Annotated in this window: 25 protein-coding genes, 1 tRNA gene, 2 pseudogenes and 1 riboswitch; of the genes and pseudogenes, 16 read left to right on the forward strand and 12 right to left on the reverse strand. The window is 52.2% G+C overall.

Features of this window, described 5'->3' with window-relative positions:
• Nucleotides 1-190 precede the first annotated feature (190 nt).
• The 8 genes and pseudogenes from DW082_RS15500 (at nt 191) to DW082_RS10655 (ending at nt 7,008) form a co-directional block, all read left to right on the forward strand.
• Nucleotides 191-598: an Arm DNA-binding domain-containing protein gene (locus DW082_RS15500; protein ID WP_118458543.1), complete on the forward strand. Its 408-nt coding sequence runs from the start codon at nt 191-193 to the stop codon at nt 596-598.
• Nucleotides 549-746, forward strand: a pseudogene (locus tag DW082_RS15340) (phage integrase SAM-like domain-containing protein); the annotation flags it as partial. The gene DW082_RS15500 and the pseudogene DW082_RS15340, both read left to right, overlap by 50 nt.
• A 60-nt stretch (nt 747-806) precedes the next feature.
• Nucleotides 807-1,457, forward strand: a complete 651-nt coding sequence (locus DW082_RS10630) for a site-specific integrase (RefSeq protein WP_182424152.1) — start codon at nt 807-809, stop codon at nt 1,455-1,457.
• The gene (locus tag DW082_RS10635; RefSeq protein ID WP_118458546.1) at nt 1,433-1,720 is read left to right on the forward strand and encodes a helix-turn-helix domain-containing protein; all 288 of its coding nucleotides are present in this window, start codon (nt 1,433-1,435) and stop codon (nt 1,718-1,720) included. Before DW082_RS10630 ends, DW082_RS10635 begins: the two co-directional genes overlap by 25 nt.
• A 962-nt stretch (nt 1,721-2,682) precedes the next feature.
• Complete coding sequence (locus DW082_RS10640; RefSeq protein ID WP_118458548.1) at nt 2,683-3,531, forward strand: PD-(D/E)XK nuclease family protein; 849 nt, start codon at nt 2,683-2,685, stop codon at nt 3,529-3,531.
• Entirely contained in the window at nt 3,524-4,111 is a 588-nt protein-coding gene (locus tag DW082_RS10645) for a hypothetical protein (RefSeq protein WP_118458550.1), read from the forward strand. The genes DW082_RS10640 and DW082_RS10645 overlap by 8 nt, the downstream gene beginning before the upstream one ends.
• Before the next feature lie 25 nt (nt 4,112-4,136).
• On the forward strand, nt 4,137-5,726 hold the full coding sequence (locus DW082_RS10650; RefSeq protein WP_118458552.1) for an IPT/TIG domain-containing protein: 1,590 nt from the start codon (nt 4,137-4,139) through the stop codon (nt 5,724-5,726).
• A 256-nt stretch (nt 5,727-5,982) separates the two neighbouring features.
• Nucleotides 5,983-7,008 (forward strand): hypothetical protein, encoded by a 1,026-nt coding sequence (locus DW082_RS10655; RefSeq protein WP_147387014.1) that lies wholly within the window; start codon nt 5,983-5,985, stop codon nt 7,006-7,008.
• A 201-nt stretch (nt 7,009-7,209) separates the two neighbouring features.
• Here DW082_RS10655 and DW082_RS10660 read toward each other — a convergent pair whose 3' ends face one another.
• The 11 genes and pseudogenes from DW082_RS10660 to DW082_RS10710 form a co-directional block, all read right to left on the reverse strand.
• Nucleotides 7,210-7,710, reverse strand: coding sequence for a DUF6642 family protein (locus DW082_RS10660; RefSeq protein ID WP_118458556.1), 501 nt, complete (start codon nt 7,708-7,710; stop codon nt 7,210-7,212).
• Between the two features lie 23 nt (nt 7,711-7,733).
• Nucleotides 7,734-8,585 (reverse strand): tyrosine-type recombinase/integrase, encoded by an 852-nt coding sequence (locus DW082_RS10665; RefSeq protein ID WP_259335599.1) that lies wholly within the window; start codon nt 8,583-8,585, stop codon nt 7,734-7,736.
• A 241-nt stretch (nt 8,586-8,826) separates the two neighbouring features.
• Nucleotides 8,827-8,900, reverse strand: a tRNA-Arg gene (locus DW082_RS10670).
• Nucleotides 8,901-9,023: 123 nt separating this feature from the next.
• Complete coding sequence (locus tag DW082_RS10675; RefSeq protein ID WP_118458560.1) at nt 9,024-9,605, reverse strand: TlpA disulfide reductase family protein; 582 nt, start codon at nt 9,603-9,605, stop codon at nt 9,024-9,026.
• Entirely contained in the window at nt 9,566-10,144 is a 579-nt protein-coding gene (locus DW082_RS10680; RefSeq protein ID WP_118458562.1) for a DUF4369 domain-containing protein, read from the reverse strand. Before DW082_RS10680 ends, DW082_RS10675 begins: the two co-directional genes overlap by 40 nt.
• A 28-nt stretch (nt 10,145-10,172) precedes the next feature.
• Nucleotides 10,173-10,742 (reverse strand): crossover junction endodeoxyribonuclease RuvC, encoded by a 570-nt coding sequence (gene ruvC / locus DW082_RS10685; RefSeq protein ID WP_055203606.1) that lies wholly within the window; start codon nt 10,740-10,742, stop codon nt 10,173-10,175.
• A gap of 35 nt (nt 10,743-10,777) precedes the next feature.
• Nucleotides 10,778-11,825 (reverse strand): annotated as a pseudogene (gene lpxD, locus DW082_RS10690) (UDP-3-O-(3-hydroxymyristoyl)glucosamine N-acyltransferase).
• 29 nt (nt 11,826-11,854) lie between these two features.
• A complete protein-coding gene (gene coaD, locus DW082_RS10695) occupies nt 11,855-12,325 on the reverse strand; it encodes a pantetheine-phosphate adenylyltransferase (protein WP_055203279.1) in 471 nt (156 codons plus the stop codon).
• A complete protein-coding gene (locus DW082_RS10700; RefSeq protein WP_259335600.1) occupies nt 12,270-13,982 on the reverse strand; it encodes a glycine--tRNA ligase in 1,713 nt (570 codons plus the stop codon). Before DW082_RS10700 ends, coaD begins: the two co-directional genes overlap by 56 nt.
• A gap of 29 nt (nt 13,983-14,011) precedes the next feature.
• The gene (locus tag DW082_RS10705) at nt 14,012-14,965 is read right to left on the reverse strand and encodes a glycoside hydrolase family 43 protein (protein ID WP_118458565.1); all 954 of its coding nucleotides are present in this window, start codon (nt 14,963-14,965) and stop codon (nt 14,012-14,014) included.
• Nucleotides 14,966-15,166: 201 nt separating this feature from the next.
• Complete coding sequence (locus DW082_RS10710; protein WP_101573732.1) at nt 15,167-15,523, reverse strand: hypothetical protein; 357 nt, start codon at nt 15,521-15,523, stop codon at nt 15,167-15,169.
• Between the two features lie 334 nt (nt 15,524-15,857).
• Here DW082_RS10710 and ruvX point away from each other — a divergent pair, with 334 nt between their 5' ends.
• The 5 genes from ruvX (at nt 15,858) to DW082_RS10735 (ending at nt 21,055) form a co-directional block, all read left to right on the forward strand.
• Entirely contained in the window at nt 15,858-16,292 is a 435-nt protein-coding gene (ruvX, locus tag DW082_RS10715; protein WP_055203273.1) for a Holliday junction resolvase RuvX, read from the forward strand.
• Between the two features lie 15 nt (nt 16,293-16,307).
• Nucleotides 16,308-17,204 carry a diaminopimelate dehydrogenase gene (locus tag DW082_RS10720; protein ID WP_055203271.1) on the forward strand — a complete coding sequence of 299 codons (897 nt, stop codon included), beginning with the start codon at nt 16,308-16,310 and terminating at the stop codon, nt 17,202-17,204.
• Nucleotides 17,205-17,231: 27 nt separating this feature from the next.
• Complete coding sequence (gene def / locus DW082_RS10725) at nt 17,232-17,789, forward strand: peptide deformylase (RefSeq protein ID WP_055203269.1); 558 nt, start codon at nt 17,232-17,234, stop codon at nt 17,787-17,789.
• A gap of 177 nt (nt 17,790-17,966) precedes the next feature.
• A riboswitch (cobalamin riboswitch) is annotated at nt 17,967-18,174 on the forward strand.
• A gap of 114 nt (nt 18,175-18,288) precedes the next feature.
• Nucleotides 18,289-20,421 carry a ribonucleoside triphosphate reductase gene (locus DW082_RS10730; protein WP_118458567.1) on the forward strand — a complete coding sequence of 711 codons (2,133 nt, stop codon included), beginning with the start codon at nt 18,289-18,291 and terminating at the stop codon, nt 20,419-20,421.
• Between the two features lies 1 nt (nt 20,422).
• A complete protein-coding gene (locus DW082_RS10735; protein ID WP_118458569.1) occupies nt 20,423-21,055 on the forward strand; it encodes an anaerobic ribonucleoside-triphosphate reductase activating protein in 633 nt (210 codons plus the stop codon).
• 82 nt (nt 21,056-21,137) lie between these two features.
• Here the strand turns inward: DW082_RS10735 and DW082_RS10740 are convergent, their stop codons facing one another.
• Nucleotides 21,138-21,689, reverse strand: coding sequence for a DUF4251 domain-containing protein (locus DW082_RS10740; protein ID WP_118458571.1), 552 nt, complete (start codon nt 21,687-21,689; stop codon nt 21,138-21,140).
• A gap of 264 nt (nt 21,690-21,953) precedes the next feature.
• Between DW082_RS10740 and DW082_RS10745 the strand changes: the two genes are divergently transcribed.
• The 3 genes from DW082_RS10745 (at nt 21,954) to DW082_RS10755 (ending at nt 26,760) form a co-directional block, all read left to right on the forward strand.
• Nucleotides 21,954-22,271, forward strand: coding sequence for a hypothetical protein (locus DW082_RS10745; RefSeq protein WP_055203261.1), 318 nt, complete (start codon nt 21,954-21,956; stop codon nt 22,269-22,271).
• The gene (locus DW082_RS10750) at nt 22,268-23,902 is read left to right on the forward strand and encodes an AarF/ABC1/UbiB kinase family protein (protein ID WP_101573722.1); all 1,635 of its coding nucleotides are present in this window, start codon (nt 22,268-22,270) and stop codon (nt 23,900-23,902) included. Before DW082_RS10745 ends, DW082_RS10750 begins: the two co-directional genes overlap by 4 nt.
• A gap of 239 nt (nt 23,903-24,141) precedes the next feature.
• Complete coding sequence (locus DW082_RS10755; RefSeq protein WP_118458573.1) at nt 24,142-26,760, forward strand: fibronectin type III domain-containing protein; 2,619 nt, start codon at nt 24,142-24,144, stop codon at nt 26,758-26,760.
• Nucleotides 26,761-26,916: the final 156 nt, after the last annotated feature.

Below are 26,916 nucleotides of genomic sequence, written 5' to 3' on the forward strand. Positions count from 1 at the left end.
TTGCAATCAGTGACTCCGACAGTTTATAAGAAGTTGCTTCTGTGTGCGTCCATCCTTCATACATAAACCTAATAATGAGTGATATGTAAAAATGCTTCAAAAACGATACAAGCAGATAAATGCACGCAAAAGCAGAAAAAGTTTTCCCTATGTTTTCCCTAAAAATAAAAGTCATTAACTTTAAAGAAAAATGTCCTACTCAATAAGATTCGTACTTCGTACCGAGAAATTGAACTCTCGGACAGGAGAAGCACCTCTTCGTATTCGTGCCATAAAAAACAAAGAGACGCTTTACAAAACAGTTACAAAAATACCTCCGATGACATGGGACGATCAAAAGCAAATCGTTAAGAAGTCACATCCTCAAGCTAAAATAATCAATGCATTACTCAGTAAGCGCAAAGCTGAATTCGAACAGACGCTATTAATGCTCGAATGTACCTCGGATAATTTCGGGGTTAATGCACTACGGGAAAAATTACATAGTTCTTTAGTCCTTGATTTGTTTCAATTCGCCGAATCAACTATAAAAAAAACGTGTCGATCACGGAAAGATCGGTACGGCAAAACGAGACAAATCGGCGTTTACCAAACTTAGCAAATATGTTGGTAGTTCCCTTTTGCCGATAGGGAGAGTAACTACCACCTTTCTTGAAGACTATCGGGACTACCTGCTATATGAGTTAGGAAATTCCATTAATACGGTAGCTACCAACCTGAAAGTTATTCGTTCAGTGGTGAATAGACTTTATAGAGAATATAATTTAGATTGGGTCAACAATCCGTTTAATAATTTTTCGATCAAAGTGGAAGTCACGGAACGGATTTTCTTAACGGAAAAAGAAATTGCCACGATTAAATCTGCGGAAATATCGCAGCAAAATATATTGGATCGTGTACGGGATATATTTTTATTTGAATGTTTTACAGGATTACGTATTTCCGACATTCTTACACTAAAATGGAGCACATATACGAGAAATGGGCAAAAAAGATTCATCAATACGACTATGCGGAAAACCGGGCGCAAAATAGCGATTCCATTAAATCATATAGCCTTTATGATTATGCGTAAACAAGCGCACGAACGAAACAAACGACTTCCGGAAGTTAATCCTCAGACCCGTATATTTACTTGGCTCGGAGATCAGTTCGACCAACTGTCAGAGATTCAGCAATACAATAAAATCAATTCTGAAATAACACGCATCAACAAATATCTCAAAGAACTCGGCCGTTCAGTAGGGTTACAAAAAACGCTTTCAACACATGTCGCGCGTCATACATTCGGAACCTTAGCCGTTACAGCAGGAGTCGATCTATATGTAATTTCAGCGTTGATGGGACATACGAATATCAAAACGACCCAGATATATGCAAAGATCGTCGATGATAAAAAAATTTCAGCATTGGATTCAATTGAAGAATTAGTATGGGACCTGTTAGAAAAAAAGTAACCATTGAAGTTCTGGAAACTAGAATAGAAGAACTAGAAACACGTCTAAGTCGAATTGAGAAATTATTAAATCGGCAGGCAAACGAAGAAAAAGAATATTTATCTTCGGAGGAAGTCATGCGAATACTCCACATTAGTTCCCGGACATTACAAAACTATCGAAGTACAGGCAAATTGCCTTATTTTAAGCCGGGAAAAATTACACTATATCACCGTAAAGATGTGGAGAAGCTATTAAAAGGAAGTAAACAGAGTGATTATTGATTTTTCTTTCAGCAATACAAATACGAAGGAACACTTTAATTAAAACCGTGTAAAGCGTGTAAAGCGACATTTTTTTACACACTTTAACGCGGGAATAGCCCATTTAGGCACATAATATTCTGTATATCTTCAAATTGAATGAAAAATTATTCTTTATAAAAACCGTGCAAAGCTGTTTTTTTATTTTTTCAGCTTGTAATTTTTCGTTCGTAAATCGCTTTGAGAATTTACGGATAATTATCCTATGATTCCCCAATAAATACCGGAGTCTCGACAGATCGAAGCAAAATACGTTAGACGTGCAACCCGAAGAAAAAGGGGATTTTTCGGACGGTTGTATAAATGCCTTCCATATAGTTACCGAAATCGCGGAAACATTGCTTCGTTCGGAAAAATTTTCGCGGCTCGAATCCTTACCCATTCCCGTAACACAGTATATAAATATCCTATCACCGTATTCGTTCGGTCTCGGATCGTTCCGATCCTTATTCCATGCAATCCCGTCTCCGGGTAAGGGAGAAAATCGGCAGTATTCGGAACACGAATCGGACAAGGGCGAATTTCCCGCCGTAACTTTTCATAACGGCGTATCGGTTCCGAGGGGGTACCCTTAAATGAGATAAGCCGAACGGATTCCTGCGGGTAGTCGCTACCTATCAGCCCCGGCCCGGAAAATCCGGACATACAAGTCACTGTTATTGCGGCCATAATAATCGGATCGAAAAGTTTTTATATCTTTAAGGCGTAATCGAAACCGTTACCGAATGAAATAAACAGAGAAAAGTTTTATAATACATATTCAAAGCGTTAGCTTTTATTCTTGTTTTTCGAAACGTAGGAAATTTCAAAAACACCCAAGAGTAAAGCGTAAACGCTCACGTCCAACGACGTGGGCTTTACTGTTTGGGTGTAAAGGTTATCCTACGACCTCGAAAAACAAACAAGTTTAGTCCACGTTTTTTATGCCTGTACACGAAACATTCAGCCGATGGATCGACGATACGATCCGGCTGCAAGAACAACGCAAACGAACCGAACAGGCCGAGCGCCATCGACGGCTCCGGGCGTTCAACGCCTTTATCGACGAACTGGTTCCGCTCTATGAAGCCCACCGGGACGAGTTCTACAAAACCCGCATCGCCGGGTTTGTCGAAAAACATCCGTACCTGAACAACGCCGGAATACTGGACGTGATCGGGAAAGCCTGCCACGAAACCTATCACTCCAAATTACTGGAACACGCATGGGCATGCACGCCCGAAGGCCGTATGCGACTGGCCCGTTTTATCGGATCGCTGCCGGATATTCCCGACCGCGAACGATTCCTTGCGAACATTGCCCGCGACCGCTACGAGGTCGAAACGGAGCATGTCTGCCGTAGATGGAACAAAGATGCTTTCCATGACAAGCGGATCGACTTGCTGATTCGCGGGAACGGCTGGCAGATCGTCATCGAAAACAAAATTTATTCGGAGGTCGCAACGATCAAGCGGCATACCCAGTTAGATAATTACCGCCGGTATGTCGAAAAGACGATGCCGGACGATTACGACCGGACGCTCTTTATCCTGTTGAGCCACCGCGACAACAGCGCCTACTGCGGCGATTGCTGGCGCTATGCCGACTATTCGCATGTATTCAATTCCCTGATCGCCTCGCCGACCGATCCGATAATCGAGAATTATTTGGCAACGCTTTTCCGGCTTCTGTCTCCCGACTGGGAAACACCCGATTCGCAGCAGGGCCGGATGCTATCCTCCCTGAAACGATTTTACCGCAAAAACATTTTAAAACTACAATCCTATGAATAAGATCACACCGCTCGAAACCAAATGTCTGGCCAATATGCCCGTCGTGCTGGAAGCCATCGCAACGACCATCGACACGCTGTCGGAAATCCTGAATCCGCAGTACGACCGTATCGAAGAATGCTTAACGGAGTTTTTCGACAAACATAAAAGACTGAAATTCGATTTTGAAAATGGTAGAGAATTTCAGAGCAAATACATTTTTACAGATCGTTTCACACAATACAAAAAAGGAGCATTGCGCGATCTGACCACAGTGTTGGAATTGTATTATTGCATCCCTTTCGGGAAAAACGTTCGAAACGGCGTATCGTTTTCTGTGCAGTTCGGCTATACCGCCGATGAAACCCAGAATGTGGTCTATTTCGGATTGGGCGAAATGAACTCCGCGCAATACCTGACCGACGAATGGATCGAAAAGATCAAAATCGAATCCGCGGGCGATTGGGAGATTTATACGGAAGACGGCTATATCGAATTTCAGATAACGCCCGACGATCAATTGACGGACGAAAAGATCGCCCGTTGCGGAGAAGATTTCATAAACCGTATCCTGAAACCTTTATTGGAACAATTGCAATAAACCTTATTTTTTAACTTAAAAATCTATGAAAAAACTATTTTTAGCGATGCTTGTCGGCGCCGTGGTGCTGGTAGGTTGCAGTAAGGATGACGGCGGGAACGAGGGCGGCGACCCGCTGGTAACGAATGTAACGCTTCCCGCCGCGGGCACTTCGTTCGCTTCGGGCGAAACCGTCACGATCACGGGTAACGGATTCACCGCGTCCGACGCGATCCTGTTCCGGGTGCCGACCAAAGCGACCGCCCCGACGACAGACATCCGCGCTACGATTATCAAAGTGACGGCAACCGAACTGACGTTTGAAGTGCCCGAAGGACTGTCCGCCGGAGAAAATTCGGTGATCCTCAAACGAGGCGCCTCCGAAATGACGCTGGGTAAAATCTCTGTTAAGGAAAAAGAACCTGAACCCGATCCACTCGTTACTGATGTGGTTTTACCTCCGGCAACGACTCAGTTTGTCGCGGGTGATGCCGTTACAATTGAAGGAAAGGGTTTTGTACAGGAGGATCACATTTTGTTTCGGGTTTTAACTCCGGATAATAACACTTCATCCGCCATAGAAGCGACTGTTATCGAAGTGACGGCATCGAAATTGACGTTTACACTACCGGAAGGTTTATCTGTCGGAGAAAATGCCGTTATCCTGAAACGTGCCGAAAAGGAAATGAATCTGGGCAATATCAGCGTGAAAGAAAAAGAACCTGGGCCAGAACCGCAAACGGCTATCCTGTACGGTTTCGGGATCAAAGACAATCATACCGTAGTTTATCGAATCGACGCGGAGAACGGCGCGGTGACCGAAATCGCGGCGCTTCAGGATGGGGAATACCTCAGCGGCGCGGTGACGATCCCCGGCAGCGGCATGATCTTCGGCGTCGCCCGCGAGGAAGCGTGGGGAACCGGAGCGGTCTGTCGTTTCGATCCCGAGACGAAAACCTACGAGGTGTTGACGGAAACGATTCCCGATATTGAAATGCTCGGCGTTACGGAAGATAAACTTTACGCGCTTTGCGTCGGCACATCCGCCGTTGCCGCCGATACCGAAATTTCGCTGTCGGAAATCGACCCGCAGACCGGAGCGATCGACAAGGTAACGTTCGGAAAATTCCTACCTACGACCACACAGGATATAGGTTGGAGCGATTACGGAACGTTGGTATACGATCCGCAAAGCGACCGAATGCTGACTACTCCTCGTATTTACGACGGAGAGAATGAAGATTTTCACCTGTTGGCGTTTGATATGGCGACGCAGAAAGCGGTACTCGGCGAGCGGTTGGCTACGGATAACGTCGATTACCTGTTCCGAAAAGGCAACGACATTTGCGCCGTATACGAGCGTGTCGCGAATTACGGAACGGCAAACGAAAGCGCCGTAACCGATCTTTATACCGTCGATCCGACTGCTATGACGTTAGGGAATAAAATCGGCGGCGACATTGCCGACAGTTGGTTCGGCTGGAATTACGACGCGGCGACCGAACGCATGTACGGTCTCAGCGAGGAAGATTGGGAAACCAAAACCTATTCGGTCGGCGTTTACGACTGGAAGGCCGGAAGTTTCAACAAACTGTCCGAGAACGTACAAGTCCAAAGCATTGTTTTAGTGGAATAGTCCGAATCTGATACTCACACGAACGGAGGCCGAAAAGCCTCCGTTTTTGTTTGAAATTCCAATGTTCTGTAATTACAGTTATCAAACGTTAAATTACATAAAAAGGATCGATATTCTTATTACATCACGTGAACGCATGTATAAATCTAAATTTGGGATTATTATTATCTAACGCATTCAAAGTATGAGACCTAGTCATTGTTATTCGAATAAAAATCGCTAGATTTACAATCAATACTTTAAATGAACGTTTGCAATGAATGAATTAAATCTATCTAATTTATTAGATAATACATCGAATATTCCTGAAAATAGAAACTATTGGCTAGTGAGATCAATGGGTGGTGATTATTATGATGACTTCTATCAGAATAGATATGTGGCAATTGGATATGATGAAATTTCATTGAAAGAAGTCAAATTCGCTCATAGTTTTGGAGTCGATGCCTCTCCTAAACTCAAAGAGATTTTCGCCTCTAAACACCCAAAGAAAGAAACAAACAACGATGATAAACTAAATGCAAGTTATGCCGCAGCTCAACTTTTAAAATTTTGTTGTGAAATAAAAGAGGGTGATTTGGTAATTGTTCCGGGGAAATCTAATGAAAAAGTTATTGCAATAGGTATTGTAGATGGCAAAGTATATGAAGAAAAAGATTCTAATCTTTTGCAAAATTGTCCGTTTGTTAAAAGGATAAAAATTTCTTGGATCAAACAATATAATAGGAAACAACTCAATCCTCAACTTCAATTATTATTTAATTCTCGGCACATTGTTTCTAGTGCCAATAATTATTCCCAATTTATAGATAGTACAACCGGAAACTTCTACCGAAAGGGCAAGATGACATTCTTAGTTTTAAATGTTCAGACTAAGAAAGAGATTGCTGTAACAGACTTTCTTTTTGTTGGCGATTTATTATCTCTTGTTAAGGAATATTCCGACGAAAATAGCTTGGGTATTGATGTGGATGAAATCAATATGAAAGTGTGCGTTCAATCTCCCGGGGATATTATCATGTATGCTTTGTCTCCCGCAGGAATAAGCATATTGGGATTATTAATTCTTCTTCTCAATGGCGGAAAATTTTCTATTGAAAAATGGGGATTAGATATATCGACCAAAGGAATAATTCAACATATAAGTGAATTTCTTGACAAACGGAAAGATAGGCAAAGACAGAAGGCATTGATAAAGAAAATAGAAACCCTTAAAATAGAGAATCCTGAAGATTTGTGTAAAATTCTTGTTGAAATGAAAAATCCGCGAGAAAAATATTAATATTTCTCACTTGGACATGGAGGCGTAAAGTGGTTGCGAATCACAATAACAGTGAGCAAAGAAGAAATAAAAACTATGGCAATATGCCAAGGATCACAAAATAAACTCACAAGAAGCTGGAGTATCCCAAAAATAAATAGGAATGCTCCTATGTACGAAATTGCATTTCGAATCTTCTTACGCATAAACAAATATACAATTTTACCTAAAAATTGCAATACTTAATTTTGAAACAAAGTTCTGCTTTTGTCTATATGTAAAACGATTATTTATTTGTAAGTATTGTAATTCTTCTGCCGTAGACTCAATAAAATCCACTTGCTTCCGATAACCCGAAAGAAGGTCTGCTTTTGTGCGGTGCAGGAAATCGTCGATATTTGCGCGTTTCGTCCGCATGGTGCTGCAACTCCCGAAGTGAACCGCACAATCGGCTAATTCGCCCTCCAAAACGTCCGCAATCTCCGATAACGTCACGAAGTCGCGCCCGATCTGTATGCCGTTCGGTCGGCCATGAAAGGCAATGTACAGAATCCGGTAGTTCTTGTACCGCTTGAAGGTGAATTGCCGGAGGTATTCGAAAAACTCGTCTTTCGTGTTGCACTTGCGGTAGACGTATCTAATCCCGGCGGAGTAGTAGAGAATATCGAGGATCGAACGGATATTTTGCTTGCTTCGCGGGTTGGTGTTCCAGTTCCCTTCCAAGCAATATATGTATCGCGGCTTTCTCAAATCCGTATATCTTTGAATACGCTGTAATACCTCGGCAAATCTTCCTGCCGGATCACTTCGTCGTTATACACTTCGAGCATCTGAATACTCCGGTGGCGGCTGTATTTCGATACGGTTAATAATTCGCCCTTGTAGGACTTTATCAGCTTCGTGATAAAATAGTGACGGAAGCCGTGCGCGCTTCCGTCGATTTGTAAGGTATGGAACGTTCGTTTGATAATCTCCCGGACGGATTTCGTCGTGAGCCGTCCGCCCCGGCAATGGTTGCTGTCGCTCCGGAATAATGCGCCCTCGCGGAAACGATATAACCGCAGGTATTCCCGTAAGACTTTCACCGTCGAAGGATGCAAATACACGGGTTCTTTATCGTCCCGGCCTTTGCCGCGAATCAAAGCGACTTTATCCCGGAACGAAATATCTTCGACATTCAATCGGACAACTTCGATTTGCCGGAGGCCCTGAAACAAAAAGAGAGCGATTATCGCTCTCAGTCTTAGATTAGCTTTTGTCGGTTCCAATGCGGAACAGTACGACTGTAACTTTCCTATATCTTCATCGGTCAGGCCGTCTTTCTTGTGTAGCCTGTTTTGGGAAAATCCTTTTACGCCGTCGGTGATCTTCTGCGGGATCAGTTGTACCCGGTACAACCCGTCGAGGAATACCTTTGCCGAAATCAGGTATTTGTTTTTGGTCGATACGCTGAACGTCTCGCAACCTTGCAAATAACGCTTGTATTCCAAATAACTGTTACGATTCAGTCCGTGCGTATCGGTAAACCGTAAAAAGTGCCGTATTCGTACCGCATATTCCCGGCGGGTGGTTTCCGACATGTCCAACGTATCAAACACCTGTTTAATAACAACATCCCGCCGATTCGACGGCAATAACTCAACATGATTCATAACTCCGTTGCTGAAAATCGTATCCCGAAGTTACGAAATTAATTCTATATTTGCAAGTGTATTCGATTGATATACAGATAAATAGATTGTGCTGTGAAATTCTCAAAAGTTTTACCTATGTTTTACCTAAGAACAATAAAAAACGGTGTAACTTATTCAGCTACACCGTTTACGCAAATCGTTTTTGTGACTCCGACAGGATTCAAACCTGTAACCTCTTGATCCGTAGTCAAGTGCTCTATTCAGTTAAGCTACGGAGCCTTTCCCTTTTGCGAGTGCAAAGATAAGCAAAAAATTATTCCTTACAAATTTTTTCCTCAAGAACTTATGAAAACCCCGGAAATCGGGAACATTCATTTCAATACGGGGGAACGGACTCCCGCATTAATTCGCAGGGGCGGAGTTTTCGGAAGCGGCAGCGCTTTTTGAAGGCTGCGGCACCAGCAATTCCCCCAACTTCTGCAAAAGCGCGCTTCCCATCAGGTTACGGGCCAGGATCGTCCCATCCGGGCCAATCAACACGTTCGACGGAATCGAACGAACCCCGTAGGTTTCGGCTGCGGCGCTCTCCCAGAATTTCAGGGTGCCAACCTGCGGCCAATCCATTTTAAACATTTTGATGCCGTCCAGCCACGCCTTTCTGTTTTTGTCGAGCGATACCGCGTAAATCTCGAAACCTTTCGAATGAAATTCTTTATAAGCCGTCACGAGGTTGGGAATCTCCGCACGGCAAGGCGGACACCACGAAGCCCAGAAATCGAGCAACACGTATTTTCCCTCGCCGACAAACCGCGACAACGGCAACTCCATCCCGGCCGTATCCGGAACCGAAATATCGACATATTTTTGCCCCGGTTCGGTTCTCGCCAGCGCAGCGGCCATCTTTTCGAGCAGCTCCGCATAAGCCGAAGCGCTGGCCGGCGGGGTCAGCCCGTCCAGCGCCTGACGGATCTCCTTCGCAGACATCTCGTACGAAAGGCCGCGAAACAGCACATAAGCCGCCGCCACGCTGCCGGAATGCTTCCGGACGAATACCCGGCCGAGACTATCCCTTTGTTTCTCCAGATCGAGGCGATCCGCGTACTGGACAGCTTCACCGAATCGCTGTCCAGCAATTTCGCGACGGAATCGGCCTGCCCGAGGAACTGCCGGTAAAGATCTTCCGTCGCCGAACCCGTCACCCGGATATCCTGCGGCCGGTCGGCCGCGCCGACGATCCGGATCATCGGGCTGTTTTCGAGGAAAAACCGCACCAACGGAACGTCCGGAGTTTCGACGGCGGCAAAAATCGGCACCGCGCAGTCGCCCGAAAATTCGAACGCCCCGTTTTTTACTTCGGCCGAGTCGATCACCCGCGGCAGCTTGCCTTCGAATACGGTCAGGTATACTTTTCCGGCAACGCCGGCGATCTCGCCGGCGATCCGATAACCGGTCTGCTGTTTCGGCTGCGCGCACGAACACAACACGGCCGCAGCTACGATCGATGAAATCAAATATTTTTTCATATGCTTTCGGAATTATTCCGTTCTACAATCACTTTTTGACCCGTTCCGGATGATCGGAAATAAAACGCTCCCAACTTACGGAAGCGGGACCGCCGCCGAGCGCCTTTTTCCGACAGCGACTTTCGAGCGTCGGCACCGGAGCGGACTGGAAAAAGTGGCAAACGGCGACGGCGAGTCCGTCGGTCGCGTCGAGACGCCGCGGCAGCTCCTCCAATCGCAGCAGTTTTTTGAGAATTATCGCGACCTGTTCCTTCGACGCGGCGCCCTGACCGGTAATCGCCTGCTTGATCCGGCGCGGGGCGTATTCCGACACCGTCACGCCACGGCTCAGCGCGGCGGCCATCGCCACTCCCTGCGCCCGTCCCAGCTTCAGCATACTCTGTACGTTTTCGCCGAAAAACGGCGATTCGAGCGCCACTTCGTCCGGACGGTACTGGTCGATCAGCGCCCCGACCCGCTCGAAAATATACTTCAGCTTTTGGTACGGATCGCCGATCCGGTGCAGGTCGATATCGCCCAGCACGATGCACGAGAGCGCATTGCCCTCGGTACGGATCACGCCGTAACCGGTCGTGTTGGTTCCGGGGTCGATGCCCATAATCACCCTGCCGTCCACCGAACGATCCTCCGCAATTATTCTGCCGAAAGCTGCGCTTTCAGTTTTTCAAGTTCTTTTTCGAGCTGTCTCACCTTATAACTCAGATCGGGCAGGTTGCGGAACACGGCGTGCGAACGGTGGTATTTGATACCGGGCATCGCCGGATTCCCCATGTAAGTCTCCCCGTCGGGAATGCTGTTCGAAATCCCCGACTTGGAAGCCAATTTCACGCCGTCGCCGACGGTCAGATGTCCGGCGATGCCGACCTGTCCGCCCAGCATACACCCGGCGCCCACTTTCGACGAACCCGCTACGCCGACCTGCGACGCGGCCACCGTATTGGCCCCGACCGTCACATTGTGGCCGATCTGGATCAGGTTGTCGAGTTTGACGCCCTTATGAATCACGGTCGAACCCATCGTAGCGCGATCGATACAAGTATTGGCTCCGATCTCGACATCGTCCTCGATCCGCACGTTGCCGATTTGCGGAATTTTGTGGAATTCGCCCTTTTCGTCCGGGGCGAAACCGAAACCGTCGGCGCCGATCACCGATCCGGCGTGGATCGTCACATTGTTGCCGATAACGCAGGCTTCGTAAATCCTGACGCCCGGATACAGCGTCACGTTGTCGCCGAGCCGCACCCCGTCGCCGAGATATACCTGCGGATATATTTTGCAATTCTTACCGGTCTTTACGCCCTGTTCGATCACCGCATAGGCGCCGATGTAAGCCCCCCTCTCCGACCGCGGCGGACGGATCGACCGACGCCAGCGGACTGACGCCCGTCTTCTGAGGTTTGTTGGCGACATAAAGTTCGAGCAACTTCGCAAAGCACGAATAGGCATCCTCTACCTTCACCATCGTCGCCGCTACCGGAGCCGTCGGCTCGAACGATCTGTTGACAATCACGATGCTCGCCTGGGTATCGTAGATATAGTGTTCGTACTTCGGGTTCGACAAAAAAGCGAGAGTTCCGGGTTTGCCCTCCTCGATCTTGGCCAGCGAGGTGACGACGGCTTTCGGATCGCCAACGATTTCCCCGCCGAGGAAACCGGCGATGAGTTCCGCAGTAAATTCCATATTTTCCAGTATTTTATCGGTTCAAACAATTACATATAATTCTTAATATCGATGTTTTCCGGCATCAGCGGGGTCGGGTCGCCGCCGAAAGCGAGCAGCTCGCGAATCACGCTCGACGAGATGGCCACGTAATCGGCCGGGGTGAACAGCAGCACGGTGTTGATCTCCGGAAACAGCGCCCGGTTGACCTGCATGATGTTCCGCTCGTACTCGAAATCGACCGTATTGCGCAACCCTCGGAGAATCGTCTTGACACCCAACTGTCGGCACAACTGCCCGGTCAGCTCGGTGTAGATCCGCACCTCGATCCGCGGTTCGCCGCGGTACAGGTCGCGGATCAGTCGCGCCCTGTTGTCGGGGGTCAGCAACCCCGCCTTCTCGCTGTTGACGCCGATGGCGATCACGATGCGGTCGAAAAGTTCGAGCCCCTGATCTACGACGAATTTATGTCCCAACGTAAAGGGATCGAACGACCCCGGGAAAAGTGCAGTTCCTTTCATAAACCGTTTTTTTGCGCATCCTTTTCCGATGCAAGATACGTATCTTTTCGAAACCCGCAAACAGCGAAGGCTGCCTCTCGCGGGGCAGCCTCTCGTTCCTGCGGGTATTTACCCGATTAACACAGCTTGGCGAAAAGTTCCGGAAACCGGTCTCCTCGGCGATCATGCCGGACAGATCGGCAATCGCGACGCGTTGCTGTTCCATCGAATCGCGGTGCCGCACGGTCACCGTCTTGTCTTCGAGCGTCCGGTGGTCGACCGTAATGCAGAACGGGGTTCCGATCGCATCCTGACGACGGTAACGCTTGCCGATACTGTCTTTCTCGTCGTACTGTACGTTGAAATCGCATTTGAGCGCATGTTGTATATCGCGGGCCACTTCGGGCAAACCGTCCTTTTTGACCAGCGGCAGCACGGCGGCCTTGACCGGAGCCAGCGCCGTCGGAATATGCATCACGATACGGCTCTCGCCGCCTTCGAGCTGCTGCTCCTCGTACGAAGCGGACAGCACCTGCAACACCATCCGGTCGACGCCGATCGACGTTTCGACCACGTAAGGCACATAACTTTCGCCGGTCTCGGTATCGAAATACTGAATCTTCTTGCCGGAGAACTTCTGATGGTTGCCAAGGTCGAAATCGGTGCGCGAATGGATTCCCTCCACCTCTTTGAATCCGAACGGAAATTCGTATTCGACGTCGGTCGCGGCATTGGCATAGTGGGCCAGCTTGTCGTGGTCGTGGAAACGGTAGTGCTCGTCGCCGAAACCGAGCGCGCGGTGCCAACTCATGCGCGTCGCCTTCCACTTTTTGAACCACTCGAGTTCCTCGCCGGGACGCACGAAAAACTGCATCTCCATCTGTTCGAACTCGCGCATACGAAAAATGAACTGCCGAGCGACGATCTCGTTGCGGAACGCCTTACCGATCTGTGCGATCCCGAACGGAATTTTCATCCGGCCGGTCTTCTGCACGTTCAGGAAATTGACGAAAATACCCTGTGCCGTTTCGGGCCGCAGGTAGATCGTGTTGGCGCCCTCGCTGACCGACCCCATCTTCGTTTCGAACATCAGGTTGAACTGGCGCACTTCCGTCCAATTGCGCGTACCGGAGATCGGACAAACGATCTCGCTATCGACGATGATCTGGCGCAGTTCTTCCAGGTTGTTGTCGTTCAGCGCGGCGACCATCCGGCTGTGCACGGCGTCGCGTTTGGCCTTGTGTTCGATTACGCGCGGGTTCGTCTCGAGAAATTTCGCCTCGTCGAACGCTTCGCCGAAACGCTTACGGGCCTTTTCGACCTCTTTGGCGATCTTCTCGTCCTGTTTGGCGATGAAATCCTCGATCAGCACGTCGGCGCGGTAACGCTTCTTCGAATCGCGATTGTCGATCAGCGGATCGTTGAACGCCCCGACATGTCCCGACGCTTCCCATATCTTCGGGTGCATGAAGATCGCCGAGTCGATCCCGACGATATTGTCGTGCAGCCGCACCATCGACTCCCACCAGTAACGCTTGATGTTGTTTTTCAACTCCACGCCTTGCTGCCCGTAATCGTATACGGCGCTCAGACCGTCGTATATTTCGCTCGACGGGAAAATAAACCCGTACTCCTTGCTGTGAGCAACCAGCTTTTTAAAAAGTTCTTCCTGTGTCATTATCGTAAATGGATTATTTTTTCATCGGTTTATTCCGCCTGCTTTTCGACCAGGCAGAGCGATCCGTCGGCCTTCTCTTCCACCCGGAAAAAGCGCGGACGCTCGTCGGGCGGCACGTTCGGCCGGTGGATGCTCAGCAACAGTTCTCCGTCGAACGTACGGAACAACATTCCGTGCCCTCCGTCGCGCGCGAAGAGCGCCTCGGGCATCTGCAACCACGGCCCGGCAACCTCGCCGCTCTGCGAACGGGCCACCCCGATCGCGTACCCACGGTCGCCGAACGACGACCACAGCATCAGCAGTTCGCCTTTCCGGTTCCGGTACAGGAACGGTCCGTCGGTCACGTAATTGCCCGGCGTATGCGGCCTGACCCACGGCGCGGACGACGCGCGGAACAGCGTCGCCGGTTTTCCGACGGCTTTTTTCAGGTTGCGGCTCAACCGGACGGCTTCCACCGTTCCGTCGCCCAATTGCGTCCATTCGTGGCAGAAAACCATCCACGGATTCCCCTTCCCATCGACGTACAGCGTCCCGTCGAGCGCCTGCCACGTTCGCGGCGTCAAGCGTCCCTTGCTGTGCTCGCGAAAAGGGCCTTTCGGACTGTCCGCAACGAAAACGGCCGTTCCGAGCAGACTGTCTGCCGCACCGCGCACCGTCGCGAACAAATAATATTTGCCCTTATAAGCATGGCACTCGGCCGCCCAGAAACATTGATCGCCCCAAAAATCAGGAGTCCGCTGAAAAATTGCGCGGGGCCCCTGCCAAGTCTCCAGATCGCGGCTCGAAAAAACGTCGAACCCGTCTCCGCGGGTCGTCCCGTACATATAGTAAGTCCCGTCCGACGAATCGGCCAGCACGAACGGGTCGCGGATATGCACCCCGTCGGTCGGAATGCCCGCCGGCAAAACGTTCCCGTCCTGCGCATACAAACTGCCGAACGACAGCAATGCGAACAGCCATACCGGAAAACCTGGTTTTTTCATATCAAAAAAAGAGTCGGTTAAATTTAAACATACGGAGTGCAAGTATATGTTTTTATTCGGAGATTTCCAAAAGAAGTTCTCCGCAAGAAATATTGCATCCAACTATATATAAGAGATTTAACGGACAAATACGAATAAAAAAGAAACTGCCGGCGAAAAGCGGAAACGTCCGTGCGGCAACGCCGGGCTGCAAACGGCCTTTCACGATTTATCTTCTCTCTTCAAACGATAGCGGACGCCGCAATCGAGGATAAAATCCAGGATGTCTTTAAAAGTAGCTTCCACCTCGGAAGGTACAAATACGTTCGAAGCTTCGCCGTACCGTTTAAAAATGATTGCCGGCAAATCGGTCAACGAAACGTTCAGACGCCGGGCCATTCCCATCGCGTCGCGCTTATCGACGGTCGCATAAACCTTGTAAGCATAGTCCGGCTCGTCGTAATCGTCGTGTTCGAGCAACACGACCAAACTTTTGTCGTCATCGAAACCGACGACGACGGACGACCATATCGGAAAATCGTCATGCGACTCCACTATAACTTCCTGTAACGTCATCATACGCTCATCTTCTTTTTTAAACCGATACCCTAATTGCATTTTCACTCGTCTTTCGTCCGCCTCGCGGTTTCCGTATTGCGATCGCAGCGGGATCGTCCGGAAAACACATAATCTCCAGAATGCAAAACAAAGATAAGTTTTTTTCTTAACTTTGCACAGAATAACGCGCGTTTCATGCCGTCTGTCGCCCGCTAGTCCGTCTGCGGATCAAGCTATAAACCAGCCGGATATCTACCGGGGAATCACCAAACGTCCCCGGGAGAGTCCCATGGAAACGCTGCGGGCAAGGCGGCCGGACGCAGCAATCGGATCATTCAACGGATTATCGTCGCATATGGGGAGAATATTGGCTATCGATTACGGACGCAAACGGACGGGCCTTGCCGTGACCGACCCGTTGCAGATCATCGCCAACGCCCTCGATACCGTTCCGACCCATACGCTGATGGACTACGTCAAGAGCTACGCCGCGGCCAACGCGGTGGACGCGATCGTAATCGGTATGCCGCTGCAGATGGACGGGCAGCCGTCGGAGTCCTATACCTACATCCGTCCGTTCGTCGAGAAACTACGTAAAGAGATGCCCGCGATGCGGATCGAACTGTTCGACGAGCGGTTCACCTCGAAGCTGGCGCTGCGGGCGATGATCGACGGAGGCGTTCCGAAAAAACGCCGCCGCGAGGACAAGGGGCTGGTCGACCGCGTCAGCGCGGCGATCATCCTGCAAGGATACCTCGATTCGCGAGACAACAATTTATCGAATCCATAAAACGTTAAGAAGAAGATGAAAAAGATCAGAGCAGCCATCGTCGGATATGGCAACATCGGAAAATACGTACTCGAAGCGTTGCAGGCGGCCGAAGACTTCGAAATAGCGGGCATCATCCGCCGCGACGCCGCGAACGTGCCCGAAGAGTTGAAAAGCTACACCGTAGCCACCGAAATCGGATCGCTCGGCAAGGTGGACGTGGCGATTCTCTGCACGCCGAGCCGCAGCGTACAGAGCTTCGCGCTGAAACTGCTCGAAAAAGGGATCAACACGGTGGACAGTTTCGACATCCATACGCAGGTCGCCGAACAGCACGCGACGCTCGGCAAGGCGGCCGCGCAGCACGGCGCCGTTTCGATCATGTCGGCCGGCTGGGACCCGGGCAGCGACTCGGTGGTGCGCGCCCTGCTCGAAGCCTGCGCCCCGAAAGGGATTACCTACACGAACTTCGGCCCCGGCATGAGCATGGGTCACACCGTAGCCGTCAAGGCGATCGACGGGGTTAAAGCCGCGTTGTCGATGACGATTCCGACCGGGACGGGCATTCACCGGAGGATGGTTTACATCGAGCTGAAAGAGGGCTACGATTTCGACAAGGTGGCCGACGCGATCAAAAAAGACGCCTATTTCGTACACGACGAGACGCACGTGATGCAGGTGCAGAGCGTGGACGCGCTGCTGGACATGGGACATGGCGTCAACCTGACGCGCAAGGGCGTTTCGGGCAAAACGCAGAACCAACTGTTCGAATTCAATATGAAGATCAACAATCCGGCGCTTACGGCCCAGATACTGGTCTCCTCGGCGCGGGCTTCTATGTTGCAGAAACCGGGATGCTACACGCTGATCGAAATCCCGATGATCGACCTGCTTCCCGGAGACCGGACGGAACTGATCCGGCATCTGGTATAACAGGATTAAAAACAGCAAACGAACGATATGTTACTTCCGATTTATATTTACGGTTCGGCGGTTTTGCGCAAAGAATCCGAAGACATCGCCAAAGATTATCCGGAACTGGACAAATTTCTCGAAAACCTGTGGGAAACCATGTACGAAGCCGACGGAGTCGGACTGGCCGCCCCGCAGGTGGGCCGCAACATCCGGATCTTCGTGGTCGACGCTTCGGTGAACGCCGACAAGGATCCGAGCCTGGCCGGTTTTAAAAAAGCCTTTATCAACGCGCACATCTACGAACGCTCCGGCGACGCCGTTCCGTTCGACGAAGGATGTTTGAGCCTGCCGGGAATCAACGAACGGGTCGAAAGGCCGTCGCGGATCAGGATCCGCTACGCGGACGAAAATTTCGTCGAGCACGACGAGGAGTTCGAAGGTTTCGCGGCGCGGGTCATCCAGCACGAGTACGACCACCTGGACGGCAAACTGTTCATCGACCACGTGTCGCCGCTGCGCCGAACTCTGCTGAAAAGCAAACTGGCCGCGATGACCAAAGGGAAATACAAAGCGCACTATCCCTGCAAACTGGTGAAAAAATAGTTTCCGCCCGTTTCCGGGATCTCTTTCAGGGCCGTTCGCCGTTTCGGGCGAGCGGCCTTTTTGCATACCGTCTTTCCCCGTCGCTTTCGGCGATGACAGCCAACCGTTTAATCGAATAGGTTTATAAGTTGTTAATAAGTATTCCGCCGAAAATGTTTTCCGTCGAAACGATTCGCTATGTTTGTGAAAACATTCGGTTCTCGATGCCGGGCTTCTCGCCCGGCGGGAGATCAAAAGGGAATCCCGTGAAAGTCGGGAACTATCCCCGTAGCTGTAAGTTCCTGCCAAAGGCCGCGCAAACCCGAATGCCACTGTCGGTTTACCCGATGGGAAGGCGCGCGACCCGGAACAAGTCAGAAGACCTGCCGGATGAATTGCATTGTAGCTTTCGGGTGAAGAGCGATCGAATGTCGGGGCCCTCCGTACGCGGCCCGATATCTTTTATCCTCCCGGAGTTACCATTTTATCTTATTGTTTAACTGTTTAAAATTCAAACAAGATGAATGGACAGACTCATTTACGGCAAATCGTAAAACGGACGGGCGAGATCGCCCAATTCAGTCCGGAGAAAATCGAACAGGCGATCTTCAAGGCCATGCGGGCCTCCGGTGCGCCGAACCGCAAAGAAGCACGCCGGCTGTGCGGCGAAGTGGTGGCCTCGCTCGAAAAAAACAGCGCCGAACAGACGCCGCACGTCGAACAGGTGCAGGACGCCGTCGAGCAGGCGCTGTACCGTCGCGGCGATTTCGCGCTGCTGAAAAACTACATGCTCTACCGTCGGCAGCACGAACAGCTCCGCGAATCGAAAGAGCTGTTTTCGAACCTCGACGTGATGGACGACTACCTGTCGCAGGACGACTGGCGGGTCAAGGAAAGCGCCAATTCGGCCTACTCGCTGCAAGGCCTCAACCAGCACATTTCGACGATGATTACTTCGCAGTACTGGCTCGGCCGGCTCTATTCCGAAGAGGTCGCCGACGCGCACAAAAGCGGAGCTATGCACATCCACGACTTGGGCTTCCTGAGCGTCTACTGCGTCGGCTGGGATCTGAAAGACCTATTGACGACCGGGTTCAAAGGAGTCGAAGGCAAAGCGCAGAGCGCGCCGGCCCGGCACCTGCGGACAGCGCTCGGACAGATCGTCAACTTCTTCTACACGATGCAGGGCGAAGCGGCCGGCGCGCAGGCCTTCTCGAATTTCGACACCTTCCTCGCGCCCTACGTCCGCTACGACGGGCTCGACTACGCGCAGGTCAAACAGTGCTTGCAGGAATTCCTGTTCAACCTGAACGTTCCGACGCGGGTCGGTTTCCAGACTCCGTTCACGAACATCACGATGGATCTGACCGTCCCCGACTTCCTGAAAAACGAGCCGGTGGTTTGCGGCGGCGAAATAAAAGAGGAGACCTACGGCGATTTTCAGCCCGAAATGACGCTGCTCAACAAGGCCTTCGCCGAGGTGATGTACGAAGGGGACGCGGCGGGCAGCCTGTTCTCGTTCCCGATCCCGACCTACAACATCACGCCCGATTTCGATTGGGAAAATCCCGATTACGACGGCATCTGGCAGATGACCGCCAAGTACGGCATCCCCTACTTCTCGAACTTCGTCAACTCGGACATGAAACCCGACGACGTGCGCAGCATGTGCTGCCGGCTGCGGCTCGACAAACGGGAACTAATCAAGCGCGGCGGCGGACTGTTCGCGTCGAACCCGCTGACCGGGTCGGTCGGCGTCGTGACGATCAACCTGCCGCGACTCGGCTACGAATCGGGGTCCGAGAAGTCGTTTTTCGAACGGCTGCGCCACCTGATGGAGCTGGCCCGCGAAAGCCTCGAAACCAAACGCAAGGTCATCGAGCGCTACACCGAAAAGGGACTCTATCCCTATTCGAAATTCTACCTGCGCCACATCCACGACCGTTTCGGCTGCTATTGGAAAAACCACTTCTCGACGATCGGCATCAACGGGATGAACGAATGCTGTCTGAACTTCCTCGGCGTCGGAATCGCCACCGAAGAGGGCGCGGCATTCGCCCAAAAAACGATGCGCTTCATGCGGGACGTGCTGGCCGTATTCCAGGAGGAAACCGGCAATATCTACAACCTCGAAGCCACTCCGGCCGAAAGCACCGCCTACCGGTTCGCGATGCTCGATACCAAGCGTTATCCGGATATCATCACGGCGAACCAAGCCGACCGACTGCTGAAAGGCGCCAAGCCTTACTACACCAATTCGACCCACCTGCCGGTAAACTTTACCGACGACCTGTACGAAGCGCTCGAAATGCAGGATCCGCTACAAGCGTTGTACACCGGGGGAACGGTGTTCCACGTCTTCACCGGCGAAAGCGCCGTATCGCCCGCAGCCGCCCGAGACATGGTGCGCCGCGTGACCGGCCGGTTCCGGCTGCCCTACATCACGCTGTCGCCGTCGTTCAGCATCTGTCCTTCGCACGGCTACCTGTCCGGCGAACATTTCGTCTGTCCCAAATGCGGCGGCAAGGCGGAAGTATACAGCCGTATCGTCGGATACATGCGCCCGGTAAGCCAGTGGAACGACGGGAAACGGGAGGAGTTCGCCGACCGCAAGCTGTTCGACCACCGGATCGTCCACGAAACAGCGATCTGACATGCGAATCGGAGGTTTTGTCAAACAGAGTCTAATCGATTGGGAGGGAGTACTTTCGGCCGTCGTATTCACCAAAGGATGCAATTTCCGGTGCGACTACTGCCACAACCCGTCGCTGGTACTCCCCTCGCTGACCGATCACCTACCCGATCTGTCCGAAACGGTCATTCTCGACTACCTGCGGCGGCGCAGGGAGTGGATCGAAGGAGTCGTCGTAACCGGCGGCGAGCCGACCCTGCACCCCGGACTGACCGGCTTTCTGGAGAGAGTCAAAAGGCACGGATACCGGATCAAGCTCGATACCAACGGGACGAATACGGAACTATTGTCCGCCCTGATCGACATGGGACTGGTCGACTGCGTGGCCATGGATATCAAAACGATCCCCGACCGCGAACACTACGCGAAAATCTATCCGGCCGTCACCGACCGCCAGATGGACAACGTGCAACGGTCGATCGACCTGCTGCGCAACAGCGGGATCGACTACCGGTTCCGCACGACGCTGATTCCGGGCGTCCACGACGACGCCGTCCGGGAAGAACTTTCGGCCCGATTCGCCGGCGACCCGCTCGTTTTCCAGCAATTCCGCCATACGAGCGGCATCCTGTCGGACTACCCGCCGGAACGGTAACATTCCGCACCATGCACGCCGCCCCGCGCCAATCAGGATTTCTGACTGGCGCGGGGCGGCGGATTTTCCGGAAACGCCTTTATTAGTGAAAACGTCCCTTAAAGACCCTCGAATCGACAGAGGGAAGCACCCTTCCTTCCATCGTAATCCGGTTGCTGCTGTAATTCGGATCGACGGTCACGCTGGCGCGGTCGGCGCCCGGAATCAGCATGATATCGACCCGCGCGGAGATCCCGATCCCCTGAACGTTCATCCCGTAGTAGAGATATCCTTTTTTGTCCGTCCGGACGGTGACATCCGACACGTTTCCGCGCACCGTAATGCCGCCCACGCCGTTCGGCCCGGCCAGCACCGTATTGAAGGCTATCTGCACGAACGCCTCGTCGCCGTCGCGGGAAACGAAATTCGTATTCGAACTGACGCTGGCCGTACGCCCCCGTTTGAAAATAAGCCGGTCGACTTCGACTACGAAAGCGCCGCTTTCCAAAACCTGCACCGCACCGAGGTGCAACACGCTGTCCATCGCGGCCCGGCGCGCTTTCTCGACCTGTCGGGCCGCTTTGCGGGAATTCGTCTGCGCGGACAATCCGCCGCCCAGCAACGTCAACAAAACGATCAAAACAATCTTTTTCATAACACGCATTATTATTTCGGTATGCCTCTGTTAAAAAAACGCCGCGCGATCCGATCTCCGTATACGGACCGTATAAAATATACGCAATCTGCATCTTATCCAGCAATTGTCATGCCGGGGCGGTTCCCGTTGCGCCCGGCGGAGGAGATTCGCGCCGCGAAGTGCGGCCGGCGGTCTTCGTTATGACAAATTTACGGCGGAATTGGCAAACATCTTGCATTTTCCGGCAAATTATACGTAATATTGCACTGTGATTACGATACGATGAAAGCACTGTACAGCAACATCATGCGACTGATCCTCACGATCGGACTGTCGGAAAGGGATCTTTTCGTCGACAAAGTTTCGAAAATCATTTCGGAAAAGATGGACGCCGACCCGCAGCGCAGCGAGCACATCGCGGAGAGCCTGCTGCGGATGGCCGAATCGCTGAAGGACGAACTGCTGCTGCGGCAGTTGTTCGCGCAGACCCGCGACGCGGAACCGCCCGCGGCGGACAACCGCGAGCTGATCGAGAAGATGGATCGACTGAACCGCACGCTCGAAGAACTAAACAGGACGCTCAACAATAAAACGTTATGAAAATCGTCAGCATCTACATATCGTTCCTGCAGATGAACCGGGCTTTCCAGATCATGGGAATCCTGATCAAGCATTCGTTCGGGGAGTTGTTCGCGCACACCCGTTTCGGAAAACGGCGCCGCAAAGTCCACAAAATCGTCCACACGACTCCGGAACGGATCCGGATGACCATCGAAGATCTCGGCCCCACGTTCGTCAAATTCGGGCAGATCCTGGCCGATCGCCCGGATATGGTTTCGGAGAAATTCCGGATCGAACTCAAAAAACTGCAGTCCCGCGCCGTCCCGTTCGACAGCGAATACGCCATCGCGCTGATCGAAAAAGAGCTGAACGCTCCGCTCGAACAGGTTTTCAGCGAATTCGACCGGCTGCCGCTGGCCGCCGCCTCGATCGGGCAGGTCTATCAGGGACGCCTGTTGTCCGGCGACGAGGTGGTCGTCAAAATCCAACGTCCCTTCGTCGAGAACAAGATCAAACTGGACATTTACCTGCTGAAATACCTGTCCAAACGCTTCGCGAAGCAGTACCCGGAACTGGCCGCGATGAACATCACCGGCCTGATCGACGAATTTTCGGCCACGATCCTCAAAGAATTGGACTACACGATCGAAGCGTCGAATATCAACCGCTTCCGGATCATGTTCAAGGACAACCCGTCGGTGCACATTCCCGTCGTCCATACGCAGCACTGCACGAAAAAGCTGCTCGTGATGGAGAAGATCCACGGCATTCCGCCCGACGACCTCGGGGCGTTGCAGGCGGCGGGACTCGACCTGTCGCAAATCGCCCGCAACGGCGCCGACGCCCTGCTCACGATGATCCTGAAGCACGGATTCTTCCACGCCGACCCGCATCCGGGCAATATCTTCGTGATGGAAGGCAACGTCATCGGCTTCATCGACTTCGGGATGGTCGGGGCGCTCACGCCCCGCGACCTCGACTTCCTGGCCGATTTCGCCATCGGCTTCGTCTCGCGCAACAGCGACACGATTTCACATGCGCTGGTCACGCTGTGCGGTAAAAAATTCTTCGAACACCGCGAAGAACTGAAATTCGAAATCCACCAGATGATGATGCAGTATACCGGCATCCCGATAGAAACGATCAACTTCGCCGGAGCGATCCAGAACTGCGTCGACATCATCGTCAAGTACAAATTGCAAATTCCGTCGGGCATCTTTATGCTGATCAAGGCGTTGGCCACGCTCGAAAAATTCGCCACGTCGCTCGATCCGTCGCTGGCGCTGGCGCCGGTCATCGTCCCCTACGCCAAAGAAGTCGTCAAGGGAAAATATTCGCCGCGCCGCATCGCCTCCGAAATCTACGACACGCTGAACAATTACGTCAGTTTCATCCGGGATTTCCCGAACGACGTCAGCGAGATCCTCTACAAACTGAAAGAAGGCAAAATCAAACACGACGTCATCCTCGACGACAACACGCTGTTTATCAAAACCATCCGAATGGTCAGCCGCCGGATCGCCTACGTCATCATGCTGATCGGACTCTTCATCGGATCGATCGTCCTGATCGTGTTCGACCGCGACAACGGTTACGGACACTTCATCCTGATCGCCACCTCGATCCTGATCCTGCTGCAAATGCTGAAGTGGCTGTTTTCGAGACGGTAACCCCTCTCCGACCATACGACAATCCGTTCCGCCCGCCGCGATTTTCCCGCACCCGGTCAAGGTCGCAGGAAGAATCCTGTCCCGATTCGTACGAAATTCGACTCCGGATAAGGCGAAATTCGGAAATTTATTCTACATTTGTTTACAACTTAACCGTTGGAGCTGTTCCTGTGGAATGGTCCGACCCCGACAAACCACAACGCAATTTTATTTGATTTTTAAACTAAATTTTTCCATCTATGAAAAAATTTTTCAAAGTCAGTACTTTGCTACTGTTATTGCCGGCGTTGATGTTTATGTCGTGCAAGAAAGACAATGCCGACGCGTCGTATCCGACGCCGGCGCCGACCAATGCGGCCGTACAGGCGGGCGACGGTAGCGTCACGCTGAGCTGGACCGCGCCGGAAAGCGAGAATCTCAAGGAGTACTCCATTACCTGGACACCGGGAGACGGGCAGGCGACCGTCCAGGCGGGAACGACGCTGTACACCGCCACCGGACTGACCAACGGAACCGCCTATACCTTCTCCATCGCCGCCGTGTACAACAACGGGCAAAAATCGGAAGTGGTGACCAAGCAGGGCACTCCGGCCGCATCGGTCAAACCGGAACCGACCGACCTGGTCGTAACCCCGTGGGATAAAGAAATCACCCTTTCTTGGCAGGCTCCCGAAAACGGCGAGGGACTGAAAGAATACGCCGTAAGCTGGACGCCCGGAAACGGAAGCGCTACCGTAGCGGCCGGCACGACCACCTATACGGCGACCGGACTGACCAACGGAACCCAGTATACGTTCTCGGTAGCGGCCGCATACGACGACGGCAAAAAGTCGAACGCCCTCGTCGAACAGGGCACGCCGTTCTCGGCTGCTCCGACCGGACTGGTAATCACGGCGCCCGATAAAAAAGCGAACCTTTCGTGGAAAGCTCCCAAGAACGTCGAAGGATTGAAAGAATACGCCGTAAGCTGGACGCCCGGAAACGGAAGCGCCACCGTCAAGGCCGACACGACCGGATACGAGGCGACCGGACTGACCAACGGAACCGAATATACGTTCTCGGTAGCGGCCGTATACGACAACGGCAAGCAATCGGAAGCCGTAACCGGCACCGCCACACCGGTGGAAGCGTGGCCGGAAGCGGGTATGCAGAACGCGACCTACCTCAACAACGGAGTCGTCCAACTGGGTATAGACCTGACCCACGGCGGATCGATCTTCCACTTCTCGGAAGTAAATACCAAGCGCAACCTACTGAACCATGCCGACGAAGGACGTTTCGTCCAGCAATCCTATTACGGAGAAGCGGACGGCAGCAAATGGGACGGTAAGGATTGGGGGTGGAACCCGATTCAGGGCGGCGGATGGCGCGGTCAGAAACCGGAAATCCTGTCGCAGAATATCACCAGCTCCAGCTTGGAAATCGTTTCGGTTCCGGTGCACTGGGCTTCCGGCAAGCTGCTGACCGAATGTCAGATGGAAGAAAAAATCACACTCGACGGCGACGTGGCCCACATTCACTATACGTTCCGCAACACAGGGGCGGACGCGACCGACCATCCGGCTACCGAACAGGAAGTTCCGGCCGTCTTCGTAGACTATGCCCTGAAGAACCTGGTATATTACAAGGGCGACAGTCCGTGGACCAATGCCGCGCTGACCACGGTCGTTCCGGGCTGGCCGAACGAAAAGCATACCCGCGACGAACACTGGGCCGCTTACGTGGACGACTCGCAATGGGGCATCGGCGTTTACTCGCCCGGATCGTCGTTATCGACCAACTACCGTTTCAACGGCGGTTCGTCCGGTCCGACCGGCGGCAGTTGCTCCTATTTCGCGCCGCTGCGGACTTTCGCCATCACCAAAGGACTCGTCTTCGAATACGACGTCTACCTGAAGATCGGCACGGTCGACGAAATCCGTTCCCGTTTCGCTCAGATCCGGATGAACGGCGAAGACGTAGACGACGATCCGAACTTCCCGAAAGGATATTTTTATATCAAGGACAGCAACAACCTGACCGTAGAGGAGGAAGCCTCGTCGCCTACGACCGGCTATACCTACAAACTGACCGCCACGGGCGCCGACGCATCGTTCACGACCCAGCGGGTCGCCGACGGCATATCGGACAAGGTGCTCACGTTCGAATACAAGAGCGGCAAGGCGATTTCGCTGGCAATCGTCCTGGACGATATAACGCAGACCGTTTATAAGATCAAACCGCTCTCCGCGGCATCGCAATGGACGACCTATTCGTTCGACCTCGGCCAGCAGATCGCCGAGGCCGCATGGGGCGGGATAGGCTCCCGTTTCCGGCTCGTGATCGGCGACGGGGCCGGAACCGAGCTCGAACTCCGGAACCTGCATATCCGGGCGCGCAACGCCGAAGAATCCACGCTGGCCGCAGCCCTCTTCCTGGGACTGCAGACCGAATCCGCCAACCAACTGGGGCGTTTCGAAGACCTTACGGATTATTTCAGCTACGAAACCGGTTACAGCTACCTGTACGAACCGTCCGAACCCGAAGCAGGGAAACCGGACGACCCGTATATCTTCACGGCGTCGCTGACCCGCGATATCGCAGCCGACGAGAATTACCTATCGTTCGAATACAAATGCGCGAAGAGCGCCAGTCTCGAATTGTTCCTGCAGATCGCAGCGGGCGGATCGATCCCCAACCTGTCGATTCCGGCCTCAAATGACTGGAAGTCCATCACGTTCGACCTGACCGCAGGCAAGGCCCAGGTATTGCAGAACTTCCCGAATGCGGGCAAAAAGGGAGACCGGCTGCGTTTCGATATCAACAACATCAACGGAACCCCGCTGTACATCCGCGCGATCCGTCTCCACAAGAAATAGGACGGGAAACATTTTCCGATACCGAACAAGACGCCGTGTGAAACACACGGCGTCTTGCCGTTAAAAAACCACCTACGGAACAGACTATTTTTTCGACCGACCGATAAAATGATATAATATAGACAAAAGCCCGAATCATACCGGTCGAACCTACGG

The organism is Alistipes sp. AF48-12 (genome assembly GCF_003477565.1).
In the GTDB taxonomy this organism is placed as follows: domain Bacteria; phylum Bacteroidota; class Bacteroidia; order Bacteroidales; family Rikenellaceae; genus Alistipes_A; species Alistipes_A hominis.